Raw genomic sequence first — 19358 nt, 5'->3', positions numbered from 1 at the left:
ATACGATTGCGCTCAGGCGGCTTTGTATTTCGAAAAGTCGCCACCGGCCAGGAATCCCGCCATATGGCCATTGGTTTTCTCGGCCTGCTCGAGATGCGGAATATGGCCGCTCTCTTCGATACCGATGAAATAGGCGTTCTTCGCCTGAGCCGCCAGCTTGCGTGCCAGCGGCACATCCACCTGCTTGTCGTTGAGGCCCCAGAGCATCAGCATCGGCGCCTCGATCTCGCCGAAACGGCCATCCACCGCAAACGGCTTCACCGCCTCCAGGTTCATCAGGTTACGCATCAGCTTCTCGAAATTGTCGCGCATGCCGGGCTGCGAGAAGATATTGAGTTGCAGCAAAGCCAACTCGCGCGGAATGCGGTCGGCATTGTGGAACAGGTTCTTCATGCGGCCGATCACGGTTTCGATCGTGGGGGCTCGGTAGGCGTCGATGCTGCTGTTGAATGCCTTCTTCAGGCTTTCCAGCCGCTGCTCGTCAGGAATCGTGGCCGTGGCACTGGATAGCAGCACGATACGCTCCACCCGCGACTTCAGCCGGAAATACACCAGCAGCGCCATCATGGCACCATAGGAACTGCCGGCAATCGAAAACCGCTGGAAACCCAGATGATCAATCAAGCCGATGATCTGATCCAGCATATGGGCCTGCGGCGCGCCCTCATAGGGCACGGTGGCTGAAAAGCCATGGCCCGGCAAATCCATGGCGATCACACGCTGCTGTTTCTCCAGCGCCTGCACGGTATAGATCCAGGTATCAGACGAAGAGCCCACGCCATGCAGCAGGATAACCGGCGGCAACGCCGACTGCTCCGGCCCGGCATCGTAATAACGGGTGCGGGCGCCGTTGATTTCCGCATATTTCACAAACATCACTTACTCCCAGATGCCTTAATGCCAACTATCATTTGGAACGCTTATGGGATGCCACGATATGCAGCAACATAGGCGGCAGAATGGTGACGAAAAGCAGAATTGTGGATACAGCTGCGATGGTTGGATCGATCTCATCGCGCACCGAGGCGAACATCACTTTGGTAAGGGTGGCATTGGAGCCGCCGGACAGGAACTGCGCGATCACCACCTCATCGAAAGCGATGATGAAGGCAAACAATGCCCCTGAAATCACCGACAGCTTAATCTGCGGCAACGTAACCGTGAAGAACGCCACGAACCACGACGCCCCCAGGCTGCGGGCCACCATCTCCTGCGACATATCATAGGTTTTCAAACCGGCAGCGACCGTGATCAGCACGAATGGGATGGAGAGCAACGTGTAGGCCAGCACCAGGCCTAAAATGCTGTTGATCATGCTGAAGCGCGCGTACACGAAGAACAAACCGATCGCCATCAGAATTACCGGCACCAGCATCGGCAGGGTGAGAATGAATTCGATCAATCGGCGGAAACGGAAACTGCCGACATGCAGCGAATAGGCCGCAGCCACACCGATCGGCGTGGCCACGATCATGGTAAGCACCGCCACCTTCAACGAGATGACGAAGGAATCGAACCAAGTGGGGTTGTTGAGAAAATTCTGATACCAGCGCAGCGACCAGCGCTGGGGCGGGAACACCATCAAGGTGGAATGGTTGAACGACATCGGCACAACCAACAGGCTGGGCAGGATCAAAAACGCCAGCAGGATGCCGACCAGGATATACAACCAGAGGCGATGGCTATGCGGGATATGGCTTTCCATTGCCCTACCTCCGCGCCAGTTTGCTGATCCACAGGCCGACCACCATCAGTACGATGGTAATCAACAGCAGAACCACGCCTAGCGCCGAGGCGGCACCCCAGCTTGGATACAGCGACACGCTGTTATCGATGCGTTGCGCGATCATGATCACACGGCCGCCGCCCAGCACCGCAGGGGTGACATAGAAGCCCAGGCAGAAGATGAAAACCAGGATCATGCCGGCATACAGGCCCGGCGCCGATAGCGGATAATAGACGCTCCAGAAGGCCCGGGTGGGCGACGCGCCGAGACTGCCCGACGCCCGCAGCAGATTGGGATCAATGGTTTTCATGGTGGCGTAAAGCGGCAGCACCAGGAATGGAATCATGACATGGGTCATGCCGATCAGGGTGCCGGTGAGGTTGTGCACCAATGCCAACGGCTGGTCGATGATGCCCCAGGAAACCAGCGTATCGTTAACCAGGCCACGGCGTTGCAACAGCACCAGCCAGGCATAGGTACGCACCAGCAAGGCGGTCCAGAACGGCACCAAAACGCCAAGCATCACGATATTGGCCCAGCGGGCCGGCATCTGTGCCAACAGATAGGCCAGCGGATAACCCAGCAGCGCGCAGAACAGGGTTACGATGGCGCTGACTTCGAAGGTGGTCCAGAAGATCGTGAAATAGGCGCCCTCGTCGAACATGCGGGCGTAATGCTCGAAGGTGAATTGCCCATGTTCGTTGTAGAAGGACAGATAGAACAGCCACAGCATCGGGCCGATGATGAGCACCAACACCAGGCCCAGCGCCGGGCTGGCCAACAGCCGCAGATTGCGGCGTTCGCGGCGGATATCCTCGGCAATGCCTTCGGCGTTCAAGCCGGCAGGTGCAGTCAGGCCAAGCGATGTGCCCCCCTGCCCGCTCATTGCTTGCTCTCGTCAAGGAAGATGGCATCGCCGCGATGCAGGCCGATTTCCACTTCGGTATCTATGTTAAGGCTGCCATTGCCCGCAGCAGTGCGCGAAACGGTTTGGCGCAGTTGCAGCGCTACGCCCTGTCCGCCGGCCTTATCGCTCAACAGCACCGTGCTGAGCAGACTGTCGCCCTGGAAGATCACGCTTTGCACGCGCCCGGCAAACTTGATCCAGTCGCCGCCATTCAATTGGCCGGGCTTTTCCACCTGCAAGCGCTCGGGGCGCACCACCAGAGTGCGGCCCTCATGCTCGATGAAGGTGGATTCCCCGATGAAACCGGCCACAAAACGATTGGCCGGCCGCTCGTAAAGTTCCACCGGAGTGCCGAACTGCATGAGTTTGCCATGATCGATCACCGCCACGCGATCCGACATGGTAAGCGCCTCGCGCTGATCATGGGTGACGGTGATGGTGGTCATGCCCAGTTTTTCATGCAACTGGCGGATTTCGATCTGCATCTGCTCGCGCAGATTTTTGTCGAGCGCCGAAAGCGGCTCGTCCATCAGCAGAACCTGCGGCTGGAACACCACGGCGCGCGCCAGGGCGACACGCTGGCGCTGGCCGCCAGACAATTGGTCCACACGGCGGTCGCCATACTGAGCCAACTTCACCAGATCGAGCGCGGCGGTAACGCGCTGCACGATCTCAGCCTTGGGCGTGCGACGCAATTTGAGCGGATAGGCGACATTCTCGCCCACGGTCATATGCGGAAACAGCGCATAATTCTGGAACATCATACCGATATTCCGCTTATGCGGCGGCATGCGGATCATTTCAGTCTCGCCGAACTTCACGCTGCCGCTATCGGGGCGGGCGAAGCCGGCCAAAATCATCAGCAAGGTGGTTTTGCCCGAGCCGGAAGGCCCCAGCAGCGAAATGAATTCGCCTGGCTTTATGAATATGTTGACGTTGTCGAGCGCCACATGGGAGCCGAATTTCTTGTTGATACCCGTGACAGTGACGGATAGGCCCTGTTTCGACAACCTTTGAATCCCTGCGCATGAAGGCGCCAGCAGTATTGGATATGGGGCGGCCAGACGGTGCCGGCCTGCTGGCCGCCGGCACCGTCCTCGCTGCTTAGCTTAACGCTGGTTTCAGCTTACTTCATCAACTTGTCGAAGCGCTCTTGCACTTCCTGGCCATGGTCGGCCCACCACATCACGTCCACCACAACCTGCTTGGCGCGGTTTTCCGGCGAGGAATTCAGGGTACGGGCCAGTTCCGGCGGAATCTTGCCGGTATCCATCGCCTTGGCATTGATCGGCGAATAGGCCACATGATGCGGCAGATTGGCCTGGATTTCCGGCGTCAGCATGGAGGCGATCACCTTCATGGCATTGGCCTTGTTCTTGGCGCCCTTCGGAACCATGAGGCATTGGATGCCCAGCAAAGCACCTTCATAGGTATAATCGATCTTGGCGCCTTCATTCTTCGCCGCCTGGGCGCGCGAGGTCCACATGGTGAGCATGTCAACTTCGCCGCTCAGCGCAAGCTGGGTAGACGCCGCACCGGTCATCCAGAAGGTGGTGACCTGCGGCTTGAATTCAGCCAGCTTCTTGAACGCGCGATCGAGATCGAGCGGATAGAGCTTGTCGGCCGGAACGCCATCGGCCAGCAAGGCCATTTCCACGGTCACGCTCTGCGGGCTGATCGAGCGGGTGCCAGGTACCTTCTTGTTGTCGAAGAATTCGGCCCAGTTCTTCGGCGGATTCTTCACCCGGTCGGTATTCCAAGCCATCACGGTGGAGTAGGAATTGATGGCGATCCAGTGGCTGTTCACCAACTGCGGCGGAATGCCGTCGGTCTTGATCACGCTGTAATCCAGCGGCTCGCTCAGATCTTCGCGGCGCGCCTGTTCGCAGCCGCCGCCAAACAATTCGGCGACATCCCACACCACGGCATTGGCCTTCACCTGCAGGCGCACATCGGCGATGCCCTTCAGGGTCACATCCTTGATGGTGATGCCGGTTTCCTTGCTGGCCGGGCCGTAAAAGGCCTTGCGGAGCGCTTCCTGATAGGTGCCGCCCCAGGATGCGACAGTCACTTCCTGCGCCATTGCCTGGCCGCTCACGCCGAGCAGGCCAGCGGCAATGCCACCGAGCGCCGACCATGCCATGAGCAGGTTTTTCGTCTTGCTGGTTTTCTTCATTTCAATACCTCTCCTGTTTACGCTTTGGGGTTGGTTTCGCTGTTACTCGGATCGGCATCGCAACGCGGCGGCTGCCGTCTCGTTTTATGTCCCGGCAGCCATGTTCATGGCCTATGCATTCATAAATCAAATAGATTGTTTTTATTTAAACATCATTTTGATTTATGAATGAGGCGGACCACACCTTTAGCTGCTGAAGCTTTTGCGACCCACGGATTAAAGCCCTCGTGCCGCGCAGAAGGCGGTTATTCCACCACCACAGTGATGTAATTCGCCGAAGCTTTGCCGCGCGGCCCCATAGCCGTATGCACGGGTTTCTTGAAAGCGGCCGACGAGAACGGTCGATCCTTGGCCGGCTTCAGCTTTTCGTCCGACTTACGCTTGGACGGTTCCTCGCGCAGATATTTCACGATCTCGCGGGCGAATACCGGCAAATCGCTGGGCAGGCGCGAGGTGATGATATTGCCATCGCGCACCACCGGCTGATCCACATAATTGCCGCCGGCATTGATCACATCATCCTTCACCAACGACACGCAGGTGACCGTGCGGCCGCGCGCGATATCGGCCGTGGCCAGCACCCAGCCGGCATGGCAGATCGCGGCTACCAGGCCGCCTTGATCATGGATGCCCTTCACCAGATCGACCATGCCCTTATCGCGGCGGATGCCTTCCGGCGCGAAACCGCCGGGGATGATCACGGCATCGAACTGTTCAGGCTTCACATCCGCCGGCGTCAGGTCACCGGTAACCGGATAGCCTAGTTTGCTGGCATAAGGCTGATCTATCCTGGGCGAGATCACCACCACATTGGCGCCTTCTTCGCGCAGGCGCAGCAGCGGATACCACAATTCCAGTTCCTGGTAGAGATGCTCGGCCAGCACGGCAATCTGGGCATCGGCGAGATTCATGGGGGCTGTCTCCGGTAAGAGGGATCAGAATGCCAGCAGGCGACGGGGATTTTCGACCAGAACCTTGTGCAGTTCCGCTTTGCCGAACCCCTTCTTTTCGAGCCGCGGCGCGAAGCTTTCGAAAATGTAGCCGACCGGCACATTCTCGTTGAGCAGGTCCGGCTCGCCCGGCGCGCCGTGTACATAGCTGAAGAAGCGGTCGTAAGAGAATACCAAGCGGTCGATATATCCCTTGTCGGCCAGGCCGCAAACCGCATCGGCGATCAGTTCGTCCAGTTCATCGGCGCTATCATGCTGCCAGGGAATGCCGATATGGTCGATCTGCAAGCAGGCGCCGCGTTCGCAGATCGCCAGCAACTGATCCAGATTGGGATGCACGAAAGCATGCCCGATGATGATGCGGGAGGGATCTGCGCCCTCTTCTTCCAGCAGATCCAGCAATTCGATGCCCGGATTGCGCTGCTTGTATTCCATCGGCTGGGTATGGGTGTTGATCGTCACGCCGGTCAGCTTCTGGGCACGGGCAACAGCGCGGATCACACGATCTTCGTAGAAACCGATATGCCGGCCGCCCACGCCAAGCTCTGCCTGCTTGGTGGAAAGCCCACCGGATGCGGCCTTCAGCATGCCCACCTTGTAGGGCGTAAGCTTACCGTCGTAGACCATGCCTTCGGTGATATCGCGGGCCAGTTCCTCGGCGATATAGTCGATCGGCATGCGGCGCCAGTGATACGGAATGCCCATGCCATCCACCTGCGGAAAAAAACCTGCCGTGGCGATGATGTGGGTGTTGGAGCGGCGCGAGACCTCGGCCAGCAATTCAGGATGGCGGCCGATTTCCGGCGGCGTCATATCCACCATCGTGGTGATGCCGAAATCATCGCGGCCGCTTTTCACCGCAGGCGCAATTTGCGACGCCAGGCTGTCCACGTTCCATATCTGGCGGTGGTCGTTCTGGAAGCCGTTATAAGCATAGCGGATATGCTCGTGGGTGAGCGTGACGCCCGCCTGATCGGGCGCAATATCACCAAGAACCGTGCGGATCTTAGCCATGGCAGCGCTCAGGCCAACTGGCCGCGAAACTGGCGGAAGAATTCCGGCAACGCATTGGCGTCGGCAGCGGCAGCCACCTTCGGCCCGGCTTGCACGCCGGCAGCCGTCAGAACGGCGGATGCACCGCCGATCACGCCAATCGCCGCGCCTGCCGCGGCGGCATCGGCAACGAAGCGGATCGCCTCGGGCGATGCCACCAGAGTCTCGCCAGCGCCGCGCCCGGGAATTACCACGCCGGTAAAGCCGCCGGCAGGCTCGGTGGAAAATGCCTGATCCGGAATCACCGGGTAGCCGAGATGACTGACATAAGTGGCATCTGCATCCACGCCGAGCACCACGGCATCGATCTCTTCCTCGCGCAGACGCAGCAAGGGATACCAGAATTCCAATTCCTGATAGCCATCGTGAACGAGCACGGCAACACGCGGTTTGGCTTGGGGCTGAGCCATAGAAATCTCCTTAATCCTTCGCAGCGATATGCGCGTCAATTCGCGCTGTCGCCCATGACGGTTTGAACCATGTGCTTGATGTAATGCTGCACGCCTTTTTCCAGGCGCGACATGCGGCCAGGCACGAAATATTCGGCCTTCATCACGTTTTGCAGCGATTCCACCATATCAACGTCTTCGGCAACCACCTTCTCCACCATGGTCTTGAACTCGGCCACGATGCGATCGGCATCCGGTTTGGCCAGGGTTTCCTGCCGCCACAGCGTGATGCCGGTCAGCCGCATACGGCTGGGGCCCAGCGGCCAGCTGGTATACATGGTCACATAATCGGGCCGGACGAAGAAGTTGATGTTCGGCGGCAACACGCCGGTGGAAGAAAAGCGCGGCGATTTGTCTTCCAAAGCCGCGATGCGAATGCCATTGGACTGGCCGGTCTGGGTCAGCGAACCCGTATCGTATTCGTTGATGAAAACCTGTCCGCGTTCGCGCAACTCGTAGGGCACATCGGTGGTACGCATGAAGCGGCCGATCGTATCCTTGTGCAACACGCCGATATGGTAGAAGTCGATGAAATTCTCCACCATCAGCTTCCAATTGCAATCCAGCTCCACATCCATGCGTAGGCCCATGCGCAGATCTTGCATCTGCAGGAAGCCGTATTTCTCGTCGAAATCCTTGATGTAGGTTTCAAAGGCCAGCGGTTCGCGGGCCAGCGAAACGAAAACCCAGCCGCACCAGACGCCCAAGGCCAATTCCGGCAGGCGGCATTTCTTCGCCTCGAAATTCTCCGCATCGCGCATATAGCTGGCGCCCAACAGCTGGCCATCCAGATTGTACAGCCAGCCATGATACGGGCAGGTGAATTCCGTGGTGTTGCCGCTGCCGGTGGCGATTTCCACACCGCGATGCAGGCACATATTGGCATAGGCACGCAGCTTGCCGGTTTCGTCGCGGCAGAGCAGCACGGGCTGGCTGGCGATGCGGTAGGTCTTGTAATCACCGGGCTTGGCGAATTCTTCCTCGCGCGCCAGGCAAAGCCATTCACGCTTGAAGATCACCTCTTCCTCACGCGCCAGAATGGCGGGATCGTGATAGAAACGGCCAGGCACATGGCTGGCCTGGGTTACTTCGCGGAAGGCGGCTTCATAACCGGCCGGCGTGGCGGCGGAAGAGCTGGTGGATTGCTGTTCAGACATAACATCTCTCCGTGGGGTGCCGGATGTAATCAGGATACACGGGCGGCCTGATACGAGCCGAGGAAGGCCGCCAGATTGCGCCCGAGATCGTCGCACATATAGCCGCCTTCCTGAACCAATACGGTTGGCAGATTCACTTCCGCCAGCGCTTTGGCGATGCTGCGGAAACCATCCGTGGTGATCTTCAGGAAAGCGAGCGGATCGTCCTTGTAGGAATCCAGGCCGAGGGAAACCACCATAGCCTGAGCGCCGAAATCGCGCACTTTGGCCAATGCGCGGCCCAGCGTTTCCAGATACACGTCATCGCTGGTATGCCGCGGCAAAGGGAAATTCGCATTCGCGCCAAGGCCTTCGCCAGCACCGGTTTCCTCAGGGTAGCCCCAGAAGAACGGATAGAACTCGTTCGGATCGCCATGCAGCGAGGTGAACAGAACATCGCCACGGTTGTAGAAGATTTCCTGCGTGCCATTGCCGTGGTGTACATCGACATCCACAATGGCCACGCGATCAAACCGGGCCCGCATGATCTCGGCAGCGATAGCCGCATTGTTGATATAGCAGAAGCCACCGGCAAAATCCGCGCCGGCATGATGGCCCGGCGGGCGGCACATGGCATAAGCGTAATCCTGCCCGCCATCACGCACCGCCAGAGCCGCAGCCGTTGCCGAATGGGCACCCCAAAGCGAAGCCTCCCAGGTGTTTTCGGTGATCGGACAGGCTAGGTCGGACAGGTGATATCCGGCTCGGCCAACAATGGAGCTGGGATAGGCCTTGCCGGCATGGCGCGGATGCACATTGGGCACCACCTCGCTGCCGGCATTGGGCAGACGTGCCCATTTGCCATAGGCGCTGCTCAGGAAATCCACATAATTGGCGGCGTGCACGCTGGCCACATATTGCTTGCCGTAATCCTGCGGCTCGGCGATTTCATGGCCCTCATCGGCAATGCCTGCCATGAAACGCTCGGTGCGTTCGGGTACATCGGGATTGGGCCGGAACTTGCCTGCCACCAGAAACTGTGCCGGGCGATGGGTCTTCTGGGTGGGCGAAAAGAACACCTTCATTCTTCGTACCGTTTCATGCGAATGACCTCTGCACGCAACCGTTACGGAGATGCTGCTCCGCGATCGCGACATGGACAATGCTGCCTGGATATGGCAACATAAATCAAATAAATTGATATTATTTCAGCATTAATACTATTTATATGTAGGATCGAAGAACGACAGAGGCGGCGAGAACATGGTGGCCAAAAGCGGCAACAAGGATATGTCCATCCTGCTCGGCAGCAATCCTGTCGCACGTCTGCTCGACTGGAATCTGCTGCGGGTATTCCTGGTGATCGCCGAGGAGCGCAGCATATCCCGGGCTGCCGAGGTGCTGCAACGTACCCAGCCGGCAGTGAGCACGGCGCTGAAGCGGCTGGAACAGAATATCGGATCGAAACTGGTGCTTCGCAGCGCCACAAGCTTCGAACTCACCGATGCCGGCACATTGCTGCACAGGGAATGCAAGGAGGTGTTCAACACCATCTGCCACATCCCAAACCTGATCAGCGAAAACTCCGACTCGCTGGCCGGCACATTGTCGCTGACCATGGCGAGCCACATCATCAGCGACCTGATAGACGACACGCTCACCCTGTTTCATCAGCGCTATCCGAAGGTGACGGTGGATGTGTCGCTTGCAACCAGCGCCTATGTGCTGGAAAAGGTGCTCACCCGCTCGGTGAATTTCGGCATCTGCCTGGTGGGCAACAAATTGCCCGATCTGGATTATTTCCACCTCTACAAGGAATATTTCGCTTTCTTCTGCGGGCCGAAGCATCGGTTTTTCCGCAAACGCGATCTCAAATTCGAACAGCTAGCCGGCGAGAATGCCGTATCCTTCAAAGCCTTCACCGTATCGGAAGTGCTGCATTCGGTGGCCAACATGTATCGGCAGGCCAATCTGGCCATGCCATTCGTGGGCGTATCCGATAATCTGGAAGAAATCCGCCGCATGATCATCGCCGGCATGGGCATCGGCGCCCTGCCTGTGCATGTAATGGAACGCGATGTGCGCGATGGCCTGCTTTGGCCATTGCCGCCCTACGACAATCCCACGCCGATCGATGTGTATCTGGTTTCCTCGCCCAAAGCGCAATTGGCCCGCGCCGAGCAGGCTTTCATCAATGTGCTGCGTGAAGTGACGGCACGCAAAACCCCGAACGAACGCATTTACGCTTCTAAAATCGCGCTGCCTGCGGCCAAGCCGCCCAGGCAGCGATAACGCAACCAGCAACCTCAGGAGCAACAACAAGGTCATGGCTTGGCATAAAGCAGCAACAACCGCCGAATTGGAAAGCCGCGATGTGATCGGCGTGGAAGTGAATGGCGTGGAAGTGGCAGTCTATCGCCTGGACGACGGCTATTACGCCACCAACAATATCTGCACCCACCAGCGCGCCTTCATGTCTGACGGCTATATCGAAAACAACTGCATCGAATGTCCGCTCCATCAGGCAATTTTCGATATCAAGACCGGCGAAGCCCTGGAAGGCCCGGCCAAGGGCCCGTTGGCCACCTACCCCACCCGGGTGGACGGCAGCGATATATTTGTTGATCTGCCCTGAACGCGGCAACGGAGCACGCTATGGCTGTCCGCCCCATTTTACGCCTAGGCAACCCCGATCTGTTGAAGGTTTCAGCGCCCGTGGCCGATCCCACCGCGCCGGAAATTCGCGCGTTGGTGCAGGATATGCGCGATACGCTGGACGATGTGCAGGGTATCGGCCTGGCAGCGCCGCAAATCAGCCAGCCGCTGCGCGTGGTGTTGTATTGCCTGCCGCAGCATCGCATTCCGTCCGGCGCCAAAGCCCAGCCGATTCCGTGGACCGCGATGATCAACCCGGTGATCGAGCCGATGGGCGACGATAAACGGGTGATGTGGGAGCGCTGCCTTTCCCTCCCCGGCCTCTATGCCAAGGTGCCGCGTTTCAACGAAATCGTGATTCGCTATTCCACACTGGAAGGCAAACAGATTGAACAGCACTGGCAGGGCTATGTGGCCATGCTGCTGCAGCATGAATGCGACCATCTGGATGGCGTGCTGTATCCGATGCGGATGGAAAACCCGATGGATATGGCCTTTGCCAGCGAGATGACCGGCAAAGGCGGCGTATTCAGCTACGATCCGAACGAATTCGACGGCTAGGCGGAGATGCTACGCAGCGGAATGGCGGCATCGGCCAGCTTTTCCGCCGCCAGCACCGCGCCCTCCTTCATCCACTTCGTCACCTGCCGTCGCTCGCGCCCGGCATTGACCAAAACCGCCTGGCGGATGCGCCCATCAACCAGGCTGAAATGCATGTAGGCCGCCAGGCCGAATTGACCGCGACTGACAGTCTGCACGTTGCCCTTGGCCGGCAAACCCAGCATCTGGATATTCAGATCATACTGGTCCGTCCACATCCAGGGCAGTTCATCATACTGCGCCGGCTTGCCCAGCATGGCCTGTGCTGCAATCGCTGCCTGTTTCTCGGCATTGTCCCAGGTTTCCAACCGCAGCAAACCGCCATGGAAACGGCTGGGAAAGCGCGTCACATCGCCGATGGCATAGATATCCGCATCCGAAGTGCGGCAGCTTTCATCCACCAGGATACCATCATCGCAGGCCAGGCCCGCTGCCTCCGCCAGTTCCGTATTGGGCTGGGCCCCGATACCGATCACAGCCATATCGCCCTCCAGGCTTGTGCCATCGGCCAGATGCAGGCGCACGCAAGATGCCAATGTTTCGATCCGATCAATCCGGGCCTGATTACGGATCGCAACCCCTTCGGCGACATGGCGCGCCGCGATCAAAGCCGCTACATCAGCCGGCAGTACACGCCCCAACAGACTGGGGGCAGCCTCCAGCACCGTAACCTTACAGCCGATCTTGCGGGCGCTGGCGGCAATCTCCAACCCGATGAAACCACCGCCGATCACCAGAAGATGCTGACCGGGACGCAAGGCCTGCTTCAATGCCGTGGCCTCTGCCTGATCGCGCAGGCTGTGTATCAGTCGCCCATCCGGCATCAAGCCGGGCCAGCCCCGCGCACGCGCACCAGTGGCGATCAGCAGCTTGCCATAGCGCAGGGTTTCGCCAGTGGCCAAATGCAGGCTATGCGCAACAGTGTCGATTCTGGATACGCGGCTATTCAGCAGCAGCACGATGCGCTGTTCGCTATAAAACGCATCCGCATGCAGGCGCAGCGGCGCCAACCCGGCATCGCCATGCAGAAATTCTTTTGAAAGCGGCGGGCGCTCGTAAGGCAATACCGGCTCTTCGCCGATCAGCGTGATGCTGCCTTGATAACCTTGCGCGCGCAAATGTTCTGCGGCACGGCCACCGGCCTGGCCGGCACCTAAAATCACGATCCCATCATTTTCGTTCAGCACGTTTCATATCCTGCTATCTGCCAGCTTGCCGAAGCCCGGCAAACGTCTACACTTCATGGCTCTGGAGTTGATCCTATGCCAATGCAAGCAGCCAAAGCCACGCAGCCTGTTAAAACCGCTTCGCGCCGCGGCTTTATCAAGCAATCCGCCGACCAACGGCGCCTGCAATTGATCGAAGCCACCTTGCGCTGCCTGGGCCGCGATGGCGTGGAAGCCACTGTGGTGCGGCGCATCGCCGAAGAGGCCGGGCTTTCGATTGGCATGGTGCGGCATCATTTCAGCGGCAAAGACGAATTGCTGGCAGCCACATACCGCCATCTTTCGCTGCTGCTGCAGGAGGCCACCGCCAAGGCGCTGGCTGCGGCAGCGCCGGAGCCAGCCGAGCAATTGCGAGCCTATATCTTGGCCGGCTTGCAGCCGCCAATCCTGAATCACGATTACATCCGCGCTCGTTTCCTGTTCTGGCACCTGGCCCATAGCCACGCCGCTGTGCGCAAGGTGCATGATGAAATCTATACCCGATTTGAAAAACGCCTGCTGCGCCTGGTGCGCGCGGCGGCCAAAGCGGCAAATGCGGATATCGATGCCGCCACCCTGACCATCACCATCATGGCTTTGCTCAAGGGCATCTGGCTGGAATGGAGCCTGGCGCCCACACGCATCAACGCAGCCCGGCTGGCCGATCAGGTTCTGGCGCTGCTTGCCCGCTCGCTGCATCGGACGGACCACTAGACGAACCCTGATTGCTAGAAGAATCTGGGCTGCAGCTTCTCGTAAGCCGCCACCAGCGGGGCCGGCCCCACCAGCTTGCCGCCATCCAGAATCTGTTCGCCATCGATCCAGAGCGATTGATCGAAGATCACGCCATCGGGATGGTTCTCGCCGCCGCCAGCCTCCCACCACGGCAGCCCCATGCCGATGGCATTGGTGCCCGGCAGGCGGATATCCTCCACGAAATGCCGTTCGGTCATCCGCGTGGCCGGGTGGAAGCCCATGGTGAAGTGGATGCAATAGCCATATGTCTGGCTACCGGTGCCGCTGGCCCGGCGCAGCGAACGCTCCAGGCGCGCCACATCTTCTGCCGCAGCGCCCGAGAATCCCTGGATGCGGCCATCCACAGCGATGGTGATCGGCCGGCGCAGCGGGCGATAGATTTCGTCGAACAGGGCTTGCAGCACCACCTTGCCCTTCACGGTTTCCATCAGCGGATAAAGATTCTGTGCCCCCGGCACGGTGTGCATGCCAGGCACATTGGCAACGCGATGGCGCTTCAGCTTCACCTTGTCCATGGTGAAGGTGATGTCGGTACCTAGCGGGCATGTGAACCGCGCCTGCGACCCAGCCTTGCTGCCCACGAAATCCGATACCGCTATCTGGAAATCCATCAGCGCCGAAAAATCCACGCCGCCATACATGCGCGCAAAGCTTTCCGCGCCGGCCGTGGCCAGCAGGCAATAGCGGCTGCGATTGGCCTTCATGGCACGATCCTGCAACTTCGAACCGGCCATATACGGGAAACAGAAATCGAACCAGGCATCCGAAGCCTCGGCAGCGGCGGCCAGCGAGTCGGTGAGAAAGGGATCTGCCAAGGCGCCCTGGAACGGCAATTGCGGGATCAATGCCACCAGTGGCCGGCCGCCGGCAGCGCTGACGGCGCCAAAAACTGCATCGATCAGCGCCGTATCGGTGCCGGTATCCACTGTGATCAGCACATTCTCGCCCGGCGCCACGGCAAAATGCTCGCGCACCAAAGCCTGCGCGGCGCGGGTAAGGATTTGAGTGTTATGCAGAACCATGGGGCCACCTGTCGGCTGATGATTATCGCCGGAATTTTATACAGATGTATAATACAAGGCAATCACAGGCTCATCCGCTCAATATTTTGAACAAAACACCAAGGCAGACAGACGCTTAGCCGCAGGTTCGCAGGCCGAGAGTGGCTTATAGATAAGGTGGCGTGCAGGCACTTACGATGATGCAGGGCTCATCGCCGATATTGCGGAAACGATGCATCTGCCGGCTGTCGAACAGATAACCATCGCCCGGTTTGAGGATTTTCACCTGGCCGCCGACGGTCACTTCGATGCTGCCCGACAGCACCACCCCGCCCTCATGCGACTTATGCTCCAGCATGCTTTCGCCGGTATCGGCGCCGGGTTCGTAAAATTCGTGCAATATCTGCAAATTATAAGCGGCGGCATCGCCTACCTGACGCAAAATCACCCGTCCTTGAGAGTTTCTGGCCTGCGCGTTTTTCGCGTCTTTCTTGGCTTTCACCGCACCATGGATATGCGATGTAAGGTCGATGAATTCATGCGCAGCATAGAAAACCTTGCTACCTGGTCGCTGTTCGCCTTCCTCGAAAAAATCCGCCAGGGTGAGCGAAAGCCCCCCCACGATCTTGCGCAGGCTGGCCACCGATGGGCTGCTCTTGTTGCCCTCCACCATGGCGATCAGGCCATTGGGCACCCCTGCCCGGCTGGCCAGTTCGCGCTGAGATAGCCCGGCGGCAATGCGGAACTGGCGCAGGCGCTCGCCCAGATCGAAGCCGTCGCCGGCCTTTTGCTTACCCGCTTTAGGCCGGCTTGTGGGGCTTTTGACGGATTTCATCTTTGTGCCATCCCGTGTTTCAAATCCCGTTGCTCAAAATATTGAGCGATGGTAATTTGCCCCTCGCCCCATTTGCAATACGGCGTTTCTAACACATCCCGAAAGGAAATCACCATGAGTGCGGCCTCCAGTCTGGCAGCCCGGCAATCCTCAGCCGTTCCCCGCGGCGTTGCCACCAAGGCAATCTTCGCCGCCCGCGCAGAGAATGCCGAGCTTTGGGATGTCGATGGCAAACGCTATATCGACTTCGCCGCCGGCATCGCCGTGCTGAATACCGGCCATCGCCATCCGGCGGTGATCGAAGCCGTGAAGCAGCAGGCCGACAGCTTCACCCATACCTGCTTCCATGTGGCGCCCTATGAGAGCTACATCCGGCTGGCCGAACGGCTGAACGCCATCACCCCGGGCGACCACGCCAAAAAGACCATGTTCGTCACCACCGGCGCGGAAGCGGTGGAAAACGCCGTGAAGATCGCCCGCGCCTATACCGGCCGCACCGCCATTGTAGCCTTCAACGGCGCCTTCCATGGTCGCACCATGATGGGCATGGCGCTCACCGGCAAGATCGTGCCCTACAAGAAGGGCTTCGGCCCCTTCCCGGCCGAAATTTATCATGCCCCCTATCCGAAGCCCTATCATGGCATCACCACGGCCGATGCCATCGAAGGCCTGCGCCAGCTCTTCCTCACCGATGTGGATCCGGGCCGCGTGGCCGCGATCATCGTGGAGCCGGTGCAGGGCGAAGGCGGTTTCTATATCGCCCCGGTCGACTTCCTGCAGGCCCTGCGCAAGATCTGCGACGAACACGGCATCCTTCTCATTCTGGACGAAATCCAGACCGGCATCGGCCGCACCGGCAAGATGTTTGCCGTTGAGCATGCCGGCGTGGTGCCAGACCTGATCACCAGCGCCAAGAGCCTGGCCGGTGGCTTTCCGCTGGCAGCCCTCACCGGCCGTGCCGAGATCATGGATGGCGCACTGCCCGGCGGCCTGGGCGGCACCTATGGCGGCAGCCCGATCGGCATTGCCGCCGCCAATGCCGTGCTGGATGTGGTGGAAAAGGAAAAGCTCTGCGAGCGCGCTGAAAAGCTGGGCAAGCTGATGACAGATCGTCTGCTGGAGATGCAAAAGCGCAACAGCTTCTCCTGCATTGGCGAAGTGCGTTCGCTCGGCTCGATGGTTGCGGTGGAAATGGTGAAGGATCGCGAAACCCGCGAGCCCGATGCCGCCCTCACCGCCGCTTTGATCGCCAAGGCGCAAGACAAGGGCCTGATCCTGCTGTCTTGCGGCGTGAATGCCAACATCATCCGCATTCTCGCCCCGCTGACCATTCCCATGGAACAGGCCACGCAAGGCCTGGATATCCTGGAAAGCGCCCTGGCCGAGGCCGTCGAAGCCTCGCGCTGATCGGCAACTCGCGCTATGACTGCCGGCAGCCAGGCCGCAAGCCTGGCTGCCTCTGGTTTTTTGCTCACAAGGATTTTCAGCATGAACGGCGCCGATCGCCTGTGCGATACCCTGCTTGCCCATGATGTGGATGTCTGCTTCGCCAATCCGGGCACTTCAGAGATGCATTTCGTCGCTGCGCTGGACCGCAAGCCGCAAATGCGCTGCATCCTTGGGCTTTCGGAAGGTGTGGTAACCGGTGCCGCCGATGGCTACGCCCGCATGGCCGACAAGCCGGCCGCAACCCTGCTGCATCTCGGACCCGGCTTGGGCAATGCGCTTGCCAATCTGCATAATGCAAAGCGCGCCCATACCCCGATGATCAATGTGGTGGGCGATCACGCAACCTATCACCTGCATCTGGATGCACCGCTGACCAGCGATATAGAAAGCATCGCGCGGCCGATGTCGAAATGGGTCGGCCGCATCAACCGGCCCGGCCAGGTGGAAGGCCAGACCGTGGCCGCCTGGCAGGCTGCGATGATGCAGCCCGGGATTTCCACGCTGATTCTGGCAGCCGATGCAGCCTGGGGCGAATTACCGGCAGGCGAGGTGAAAAAAACCATATTGCCGCCGCGCCGCCAGGCCGATGCCGGCGATATCCGCCGCGCGGCGGAAATCCTGCGCAGCAAGCGTCGCACAGCCATCATCCTGACAGGCCGTGCCCTGCGCGCCGATGCGCTGGATGTAGCCGGCCGGATTGCCCATGCCACAGGGGCGCGCCTGCTTTCGCAAGGATCGAATGGCCGCATCGAACGCGGCGCCGGCAGAATCTCGGCCCGGCGCGTGCCATATCCGATCGATCAGGCCATTGAATTTCTGGCCGATCTGGAAGCCGTTATCCTGATCGGTGCCGGCGAACCGGTGGGCTTCTTCGCCTATCCCGGCAAACCCGGCCACCTGCTGCCACAAAGCTGCGAGATTCTGGAACTGGCCGGCATCAGCGACGACCTGCCCCATACACTGCAATGGCTGGCTGACGAACTGGGGGCAAAAGCCGCCGCCCCAGTACCACCACACAAGGCTTTGGAGCGCCCGGCCAGCGGCAAGCTGACTATAGAAAGCATCAATCTGGCGCTGGCAGCAGCGATTCCGGAAAATGCCATTGTCTGCGATGAGATGGTGACATCCGGTCGTCAGTTCTTCGGCCTCACCGAACAGGCCGCGCCGCACGATTTTCTGGCGCTTACCGGCGGCGCCATCGGCATCGGCATTCCGCTCGCCACTGGCGCAGCCATTGCCTGCCCAGACCGCAAAGTGATCGGCCTGCAAGCCGATGGCAGCGGCATGTACACATTGCAAGCGCTGTGGACCCAGGCGCGCGAAAAGCTCGATGTAGTGACTGTGGTGTTTGCCAATGCCGCTTATGCCATCCTGCAAGGCGAAATGCGTGCCGTGGGCGTGAACAATTTCGGCACCAATGCGCGCCGCATGCTCACGCTGGATGAACCCGTGCTGGATTGGACGTTGATGGCGCGCGGCATGGGCGTGGAAGCGGCACGAGCGGAAACGCTGGAGGATTTCAACAGCCTGTTCGACGCCGCCCTGCGCCGCCGTGGGCCATTCCTGATCGAGGCGCGGATTTAAACGAGGACACGGTCTTCCAGACCCGCAAAACAGCAAGCCGCCATCTGCCATGGCCTACAATGGCGGCCCAAGCTTTGCTGTCGCCAGGAAAAACCATTGAAGCCTTGAAGAAGACCAGCAGATCTTCGTTGATCACATCGGCATTGATGCAATCATACTGCGCCTTGCTGCCCCCCATCATACCCTGGTGCCACCAATTCTGAATGATGCCCTGTGATACCTTGGTGCCCGGCCGGTTGAAGCCATAAAACGGCCCTGACGGCACGTCCATGAAGAATTGCGCGCGGTTGGCGACATGGGCGGCACGGAATCCGTCAAACACCCCCAGCGGCAGGCCGCCGGGAGTATATCGTCGGCAGCCCACTGGGTTTCAGCCAGGAATTGGCCGGCCGGTGGACGAGCACAATATCTATGCCCTGCTGCCGCACCTTACTGGCCGATCTGCCGCCCGAGCTGCGCAGCCAATGTGAATGTTGCCGCCGCATTGAGCCTGGCCGGGATCGGACCGGACGCCACAAGGTGAAGGTTTGGACGAATCCCGGCATCACGCGCAACACCCATTCGATCCATGTCGTGTCTGATAGCGCATTGCTCACGGCCAGTATCGAAAACCTGCCGATGGTGAATAATTCACGCTCCAGCCGGATCACTGCAGCCTCGATCGTCAGTTGCCTGCGGCGCCTGGGCGCCTCGCTCCGCGTCGGCACCTAATACATAGATCAAGCCAAGCAGATGAGGCGCAACGGGGCTATTTGATGGCGAGTGGATTGGTAGGCGAGCCCACCGCGCCGGAGAAGGGCAAGGCCGGCCCAACGAACTGATCCACCCCCACGAGGTGGTCCGGTAGGTATTTTAGTTTAGTCGTGTGGTTTTGGG

At 59.6% G+C, this 19358-nt stretch carries 20 protein-coding genes and 1 pseudogene; 7 read left to right on the top strand and 14 right to left on the bottom strand.

Features of this window, described 5'->3' with window-relative positions:
- Positions 1–12: 12 nt before the first annotated feature.
- The 10 genes from KF827_RS13310 to KF827_RS13265 all read right to left on the bottom strand — a co-directional run bounded on the left by KF827_RS13310 (position 13) and on the right by KF827_RS13265 (position 9482).
- Entirely contained in the window at positions 13–876 is an 864-nt protein-coding gene (locus tag KF827_RS13310; RefSeq protein ID WP_291006320.1) for an alpha/beta hydrolase, read from the bottom strand.
- A gap of 31 nt (positions 877–907) precedes the next feature.
- Entirely contained in the window at positions 908–1705 is a 798-nt protein-coding gene (locus tag KF827_RS13305; RefSeq protein ID WP_291006316.1) for an ABC transporter permease, read from the bottom strand.
- Positions 1706–1709: 4 nt separating this feature from the next.
- On the bottom strand, positions 1710–2612 hold the full coding sequence (locus KF827_RS13300) for an ABC transporter permease (RefSeq protein ID WP_291006313.1): 903 nt from the start codon (positions 2610–2612) through the stop codon (positions 1710–1712).
- Positions 2609–3643, bottom strand: a complete 1035-nt coding sequence (locus KF827_RS13295) for an ABC transporter ATP-binding protein (RefSeq protein ID WP_291006311.1) — start codon at positions 3641–3643, stop codon at positions 2609–2611. The genes KF827_RS13300 and KF827_RS13295 overlap by 4 nt, the downstream gene beginning before the upstream one ends.
- Positions 3644–3759: 116 nt before the next feature.
- Positions 3760–4809, bottom strand: coding sequence for an ABC transporter substrate-binding protein (locus KF827_RS13290; protein ID WP_291006308.1), 1050 nt, complete (start codon positions 4807–4809; stop codon positions 3760–3762).
- Between the two features lie 245 nt (positions 4810–5054).
- Positions 5055–5720: a type 1 glutamine amidotransferase domain-containing protein gene (locus KF827_RS13285; protein WP_291006305.1), complete on the bottom strand. Its 666-nt coding sequence runs from the start codon at positions 5718–5720 to the stop codon at positions 5055–5057.
- 24 nt (positions 5721–5744) lie between these two features.
- Entirely contained in the window at positions 5745–6773 is a 1029-nt protein-coding gene (locus tag KF827_RS13280; protein ID WP_291006302.1) for a hypothetical protein, read from the bottom strand.
- Between the two features lie 8 nt (positions 6774–6781).
- Positions 6782–7222, bottom strand: a complete 441-nt coding sequence (locus KF827_RS13275; RefSeq protein WP_291006299.1) for a DJ-1/PfpI family protein — start codon at positions 7220–7222, stop codon at positions 6782–6784.
- Between the two features lie 35 nt (positions 7223–7257).
- A complete protein-coding gene (locus tag KF827_RS13270; protein ID WP_291006296.1) occupies positions 7258–8418 on the bottom strand; it encodes an aromatic ring-hydroxylating dioxygenase subunit alpha in 1161 nt (386 codons plus the stop codon).
- 29 nt (positions 8419–8447) lie between these two features.
- Entirely contained in the window at positions 8448–9482 is a 1035-nt protein-coding gene (locus tag KF827_RS13265) for a histone deacetylase family protein (protein WP_291006293.1), read from the bottom strand.
- A gap of 178 nt (positions 9483–9660) precedes the next feature.
- Here KF827_RS13265 and KF827_RS13260 point away from each other — a divergent pair, with 178 nt between their 5' ends.
- Genes KF827_RS13260 through KF827_RS13250 form a run of 3 tightly spaced genes read left to right on the top strand, consistent with a single transcriptional unit; the run spans position 9661 to position 11613 of the window.
- Positions 9661–10689, top strand: a complete 1029-nt coding sequence (locus KF827_RS13260) for a LysR family transcriptional regulator (protein ID WP_291006291.1) — start codon at positions 9661–9663, stop codon at positions 10687–10689.
- A gap of 34 nt (positions 10690–10723) precedes the next feature.
- Positions 10724–11032: a non-heme iron oxygenase ferredoxin subunit gene (locus KF827_RS13255; protein ID WP_291006288.1), complete on the top strand. Its 309-nt coding sequence runs from the start codon at positions 10724–10726 to the stop codon at positions 11030–11032.
- Between the two features lie 20 nt (positions 11033–11052).
- A complete protein-coding gene (locus tag KF827_RS13250) occupies positions 11053–11613 on the top strand; it encodes a peptide deformylase (RefSeq protein WP_291006285.1) in 561 nt (186 codons plus the stop codon).
- Here KF827_RS13250 and KF827_RS13245 read toward each other — a convergent pair.
- The gene (locus KF827_RS13245; protein WP_291006283.1) at positions 11610–12839 is read right to left on the bottom strand and encodes an FAD-dependent oxidoreductase; all 1230 of its coding nucleotides are present in this window, start codon (positions 12837–12839) and stop codon (positions 11610–11612) included. The genes KF827_RS13250 and KF827_RS13245 overlap by 4 nt on opposite strands.
- A 75-nt stretch (positions 12840–12914) precedes the next feature.
- Between KF827_RS13245 and KF827_RS13240 the strand changes: the two genes are divergently transcribed.
- Positions 12915–13571, top strand: a complete 657-nt coding sequence (locus KF827_RS13240) for a TetR/AcrR family transcriptional regulator (RefSeq protein ID WP_291006280.1) — start codon at positions 12915–12917, stop codon at positions 13569–13571.
- Between the two features lie 14 nt (positions 13572–13585).
- On the opposite strand, the gene KF827_RS13235 is transcribed toward KF827_RS13240, so the two are convergent.
- Positions 13586–14635: a hypothetical protein gene (locus KF827_RS13235; protein WP_291006277.1), complete on the bottom strand. Its 1050-nt coding sequence runs from the start codon at positions 14633–14635 to the stop codon at positions 13586–13588.
- Positions 14636–14780: 145 nt separating this feature from the next.
- Positions 14781–15449, bottom strand: coding sequence for a cupin domain-containing protein (locus KF827_RS13230; RefSeq protein WP_291006274.1), 669 nt, complete (start codon positions 15447–15449; stop codon positions 14781–14783).
- Positions 15450–15563: 114 nt separating this feature from the next.
- On the opposite strand from KF827_RS13230, the gene gabT reads away from it, so the two are divergent.
- Positions 15564–16856: a 4-aminobutyrate--2-oxoglutarate transaminase gene (gene gabT / locus KF827_RS13225; protein WP_291006271.1), complete on the top strand. Its 1293-nt coding sequence runs from the start codon at positions 15564–15566 to the stop codon at positions 16854–16856.
- Positions 16857–16937: 81 nt separating this feature from the next.
- On the top strand, positions 16938–18482 hold the full coding sequence (locus tag KF827_RS13220; RefSeq protein WP_291006268.1) for an acetolactate synthase large subunit: 1545 nt from the start codon (positions 16938–16940) through the stop codon (positions 18480–18482).
- A 139-nt stretch (positions 18483–18621) separates the two neighbouring features.
- Here KF827_RS13220 and KF827_RS13215 read toward each other — a convergent pair.
- A pseudogene (locus tag KF827_RS13215) lies at positions 18622–18825 on the bottom strand (alpha/beta hydrolase); the annotation flags it as partial.
- A 176-nt stretch (positions 18826–19001) separates the two neighbouring features.
- Between KF827_RS13215 and KF827_RS13210 the strand changes: the two are divergent.
- Positions 19002–19193, top strand: coding sequence for an aspartate dehydrogenase domain-containing protein (locus KF827_RS13210; protein ID WP_291006265.1), 192 nt, complete (start codon positions 19002–19004; stop codon positions 19191–19193).
- Positions 19194–19358 lie beyond the last annotated feature (165 nt).

This window comes from Ferrovibrio sp. (assembly GCF_019636075.1).
GTDB lineage: Bacteria > Pseudomonadota > Alphaproteobacteria > Ferrovibrionales > Ferrovibrionaceae > Ferrovibrio.
This window is presented reverse-complemented; position numbering and strand designations above follow the sequence as displayed.

Excerpts from the sequence above, each read along its gene's own strand:
- KF827_RS13310 (WP_291006320.1), bottom strand. The coding sequence starts at position 876 with ATGTTTGTGAAATATGCGGAAATCAACGGCGCCCGCACCCGTTATTAC.
- KF827_RS13270 (WP_291006296.1), bottom strand. The coding sequence starts at position 8,418 with ATGTCTGAACAGCAATCCACCAGCTCTTCCGCCGCCACGCCGGCCGGT.
- KF827_RS13235 (WP_291006277.1), bottom strand. The coding sequence starts at position 14,635 with ATGGTTCTGCATAACACTCAAATCCTTACCCGCGCCGCGCAGGCTTTG.
- KF827_RS13240 (WP_291006280.1), top strand. The coding sequence starts at position 12,915 with ATGCCAATGCAAGCAGCCAAAGCCACGCAGCCTGTTAAAACCGCTTCG.
- KF827_RS13230 (WP_291006274.1), bottom strand. The coding sequence starts at position 15,449 with ATGAAATCCGTCAAAAGCCCCACAAGCCGGCCTAAAGCGGGTAAGCAA.
- KF827_RS13260 (WP_291006291.1), top strand. The coding sequence starts at position 9,661 with ATGGTGGCCAAAAGCGGCAACAAGGATATGTCCATCCTGCTCGGCAGC.
- KF827_RS13220 (WP_291006268.1), top strand. The coding sequence starts at position 16,938 with ATGAACGGCGCCGATCGCCTGTGCGATACCCTGCTTGCCCATGATGTG.
- KF827_RS13280 (WP_291006302.1), bottom strand. The coding sequence starts at position 6,773 with ATGGCTAAGATCCGCACGGTTCTTGGTGATATTGCGCCCGATCAGGCG.
- gabT (WP_291006271.1), top strand. The coding sequence starts at position 15,564 with ATGAGTGCGGCCTCCAGTCTGGCAGCCCGGCAATCCTCAGCCGTTCCC.
- KF827_RS13255 (WP_291006288.1), top strand. The coding sequence starts at position 10,724 with ATGGCTTGGCATAAAGCAGCAACAACCGCCGAATTGGAAAGCCGCGAT.
- KF827_RS13250 (WP_291006285.1), top strand. The coding sequence starts at position 11,053 with ATGGCTGTCCGCCCCATTTTACGCCTAGGCAACCCCGATCTGTTGAAG.
- KF827_RS13265 (WP_291006293.1), bottom strand. The coding sequence starts at position 9,482 with ATGAAGGTGTTCTTTTCGCCCACCCAGAAGACCCATCGCCCGGCACAG.
- KF827_RS13290 (WP_291006308.1), bottom strand. The coding sequence starts at position 4,809 with ATGAAGAAAACCAGCAAGACGAAAAACCTGCTCATGGCATGGTCGGCG.
- KF827_RS13300 (WP_291006313.1), bottom strand. The coding sequence starts at position 2,612 with ATGAGCGGGCAGGGGGGCACATCGCTTGGCCTGACTGCACCTGCCGGC.
- KF827_RS13285 (WP_291006305.1), bottom strand. The coding sequence starts at position 5,720 with ATGAATCTCGCCGATGCCCAGATTGCCGTGCTGGCCGAGCATCTCTAC.
- KF827_RS13305 (WP_291006316.1), bottom strand. The coding sequence starts at position 1,705 with ATGGAAAGCCATATCCCGCATAGCCATCGCCTCTGGTTGTATATCCTG.
- KF827_RS13275 (WP_291006299.1), bottom strand. The coding sequence starts at position 7,222 with ATGGCTCAGCCCCAAGCCAAACCGCGTGTTGCCGTGCTCGTTCACGAT.